At 42.9% G+C, this 3,278-nt stretch carries 4 protein-coding genes; all 4 read right to left on the bottom strand.

The genetic code is table 11. The features are described 5' to 3' along the window. The coding region (locus tag AC1MDJ_RS07165) for a hypothetical protein (protein ID WP_479690242.1) at positions 1 to 323 on the bottom strand (323 nt) is incomplete at its 3' end. A gap of 162 nt (positions 324 to 485) precedes the next feature. Then, entirely contained in the window at positions 486 to 1,109 is a 624-nt protein-coding gene (locus AC1MDJ_RS07170) for an LOG family protein (RefSeq protein ID WP_479690243.1), read from the bottom strand. 11 nt (positions 1,110 to 1,120) lie between these two features. After that, positions 1,121 to 2,419: a chemotaxis protein CheW gene (locus AC1MDJ_RS07175; protein WP_479690244.1), complete on the bottom strand. Its 1,299-nt coding sequence runs from the start codon at positions 2,417 to 2,419 to the stop codon at positions 1,121 to 1,123. Between the two features lie 9 nt (positions 2,420 to 2,428). Continuing rightward, a partial coding sequence (locus AC1MDJ_RS07180) for a MinD/ParA family ATP-binding protein (RefSeq protein ID WP_479690245.1) occupies positions 2,429 to 3,278 on the bottom strand: 850 nt, incomplete at its 5' end.

Consider the following 3,278-nt stretch of genomic DNA (forward strand, 5'->3'; position numbering starts at 1 on the left):
ATATATTCGTCATCAGCACCACCATCCAGCAAATCTTCCAAAGCGTCATAAATGCCATCTACACATTGCTCTTTAGAATATCTATGAGCGCGGTTTTTTAATTGCTTCTCCACATCAGTAGCAAAGGATTTTTTTTCAGCACTGTAGATATCACCTCCCCCCACCTCCATATTCCCTCTATAGTCAGACAGGGCATAAGCACGAGACTGAAGGTTAACAACCAAGTATTTGTCGTTGTTCTTATTATCGCTAGCCCAAACGAGACTGGCTAAAGATAAAGCCAACACGCATAATATAAATATTTTTTTGTCTAAATGTTTCATCAGTCATATACTCCTGCCAATCTAAACTAGGCTTGAACCTTGAAATAATATGAAACAGTCATCTTGTATAACACCTTTATACAATTACACTAAAAACATGTCAAGACTCTATTTTACTACTCATAAAGATTTTGTATGTAGCTTTTCGTATTTGGTAGTGCCCTAGCCACGAACGCTCTCTATTACATACTTTGCAATGTCTTTTGGTTCATCAAGCATCACAAAACTATCCATATCAGACGCCGAGACAAAGTCTCCTGACTGCAAGGCTACCTTCATCCAGTCCACAAGTCCGCCCCAAAATGAACTATCAGCCAGCACCACAGGTGTACGTTTTAATTTGCCCGTCTGAATGAGAACAAAAAATTCAAACAGCTCATCCATAGTGCCGAAACCACCCGGATATGCTACAAATATTTTGCTACAACGCGCAAATAAAACCTTGCGAACGAAAAAATACCTTGTCTCAAAGGAGCGAGTAGTATATGGGTTCGGTTCTTGCTCGTGTGGCAGTTTTATATTGATGCCAACAGAATCGCCACGCGCATCGGTTGCTCCACGATTGGCAGCCTCCATTATGCCAGGTCCGCCTCCTGTTATTATCGGAATACCCGCTTGACTGACAAGTCTAGCCACCGTTCTAGCTGATTTGTAATGTCTATTGTCAGCACCAACACGTGCCGAGCCAAAGAACGCAGCCCCACGCTTAACATCGCCCAGCTCCAACTGCGCCTTTAAGAAATCGCCCATAACATTTGGTAAAAATTTATGCAGCATATTATCCATAATAAACTGCCTTACACGCTTTCACTATATTCATTAAAGCTGAGAACCTGTCCCACCCCGCTTACAAACTCCTCATACTCCGCACCACTAGAACCAGCATTGGGCTGAAAGAAGCTTATAATTACCCCTAGCCTCGCACCAACATCAGCTATCAGCTTTATAACGCTCCTAAGCTTGCCGTCAACTTCGCTAGAATGTTCTATAGCTCCTTGAATATGAACACCATAAGCATTTGCATTATTGATATGACGCAGAGCATCAGCCTGCCCCCCCTCAAAGGCAACGACATTGCCTTTGCTGATAGCCTCAAGCATAGCGGCGATTGAGTTTTGTGTCTGCTGATAAGCCTCGCCCATCATTCCAGCACATTCTAATAACGAAGTAGAGCTTTGCGCCTTATCGTCAGGCAACATACCAGAAAGAGATTTTATATCTGATATTAAACGCAGTAGCTCCGAAAATTCACGTTGAACACCGCCACCAAGCTCAATGTCCGCCCCATCCATTATCTTTATAGCAATAGGCTGAAGCGAAGAAAATGTATCTATGCTTGATATAATTTCTTGATTGCCACGCGCAATATCGTCCAGTCCAATTGTATCCGTTGTGTCCTTTGTATCCGTATCTGCTCCTGTCGTATCAGCTCTGCGCTGCGCTAACATTGCATCAGTCTCAGCCTCACGCTTGGCAAGCTCCGCCGCAATCAAAACATCAATATCATCTTCTGCAACAGGTGCTGGGGCTAAAGTTGCTGCTGGTTTTGATTGTTCTGGTTTTGCTGCTACCAGTTCCGACACGACTGGTTTAACTTCGCCGTATTTTAAGCGTTTCTTTAGGATACTCTCTGCACCGCTTGCATCAACAATTTTTTCTGCATCTAACAACGTCAAGAGCCGTCCGTCATATTTGCAAATGCCTAGCACATACTCACTGGCAATTGTCCCCACAAGCGGCAGTTTATCGTCTATCATAGACCTAAATATCCGTATAACTTGCGTTACTTCGTCAACTACAAAGCCTACGTTTTCGCGGTCAAATTTAGCTATTACAATGCGAACTGTCTTGCCGTAATCAGTCTTATCCATATTGAAACGAACCCGCAAATCTACTAAAGGGATAATCTTACCACGAAAGTTTATAACACCTAAAATATAGCCGTCAGAACGCGGAACTACGGTGACCTTTGACACACGGACAATCTCCTGTATGCAGAGTATGTCCATCGCATACTCATCCATACCCAGCCGAATGCCGACAAGCTGTATTACGTCTTCATCAGCATCCAACATAGCAAGAGTATTATTAGCCATCGGCTACTCTTAGAGCTTCGCTATTATTGCATCACGAATATCGTTAATACAAGATGCTGTGCCGCTGTCTGGATGCGAATTATAAAATGGCTGCATTAGTCTGACACCTTCGCTGACCTTCTCATCGTAGGGTATAAAGCCTAACTTTTCAACCTTTATAGAAAGATATTTTTTCAATATAGCCTCAAAACCATAAAACACATTCAGCTCTTTCTTGAACCTAACTATATTAAGAACCATACCAATCTTATATTCAGCAACAAACTTGCGGACTACCTTAGCCACGTCAACATCTATCTCTTCTATATCTTTTATCAATAGCTCTATATCTGGATAGCTGGCACTCTTGTTGCGTAGCTTCTTGTTTATGCTAGAAAACATATTTTCAGCCGACAAAAACCGTTCCAAATAACGATATAACGCTATCTTGATAAACCCATAGGCATTCTCAATAGACGTAGGCTCACTATTCATAGCCACTACCTTGCGGTCGGCTAAATTGAACAAATCTATCGTGTTAAAGCTCGTCCCCGCACCTAAATCTAACACTACAAAATCGTAGTCGACCTGACGCAACTTCTCTATAAGGCGCATGCCCTCCAGCTTAGTAATATGGGCGATGCCAAGTATATCGCCCGAACCAGCAATAAAATCAACGCCGACAGGAGCATGGCTGATAATCTCAGTTAAATCGCTCTTCTCACGTAAAAAGTTATATAGCCCGACAGGTGGTATCTTATACCCTAAAAAGTTGTGCAGATTCGCTCCGCCAAGGTCGGCGTTGATTTTATTGCTGGTTCGGGCGATATACTTGGCATCGCCCATATTACTAAGCTGGAGGGCATGCGCCTTATAGAGA

Source organism: Candidatus Termitispirillum reticulitermitis (assembly GCF_054655775.1).

What these genes read in the sequence shown, in the direction of transcription:
- AC1MDJ_RS07170 (WP_479690243.1), bottom strand. Translation starts at nt 1,109, where the DNA reads ATGGATAATATGCTGCATAAATTTTTACCAAATGTTATGGGCGATTTC.
- AC1MDJ_RS07175 (WP_479690244.1), bottom strand. Translation starts at nt 2,419, where the DNA reads ATGGCTAATAATACTCTTGCTATGTTGGATGCTGATGAAGACGTAATA.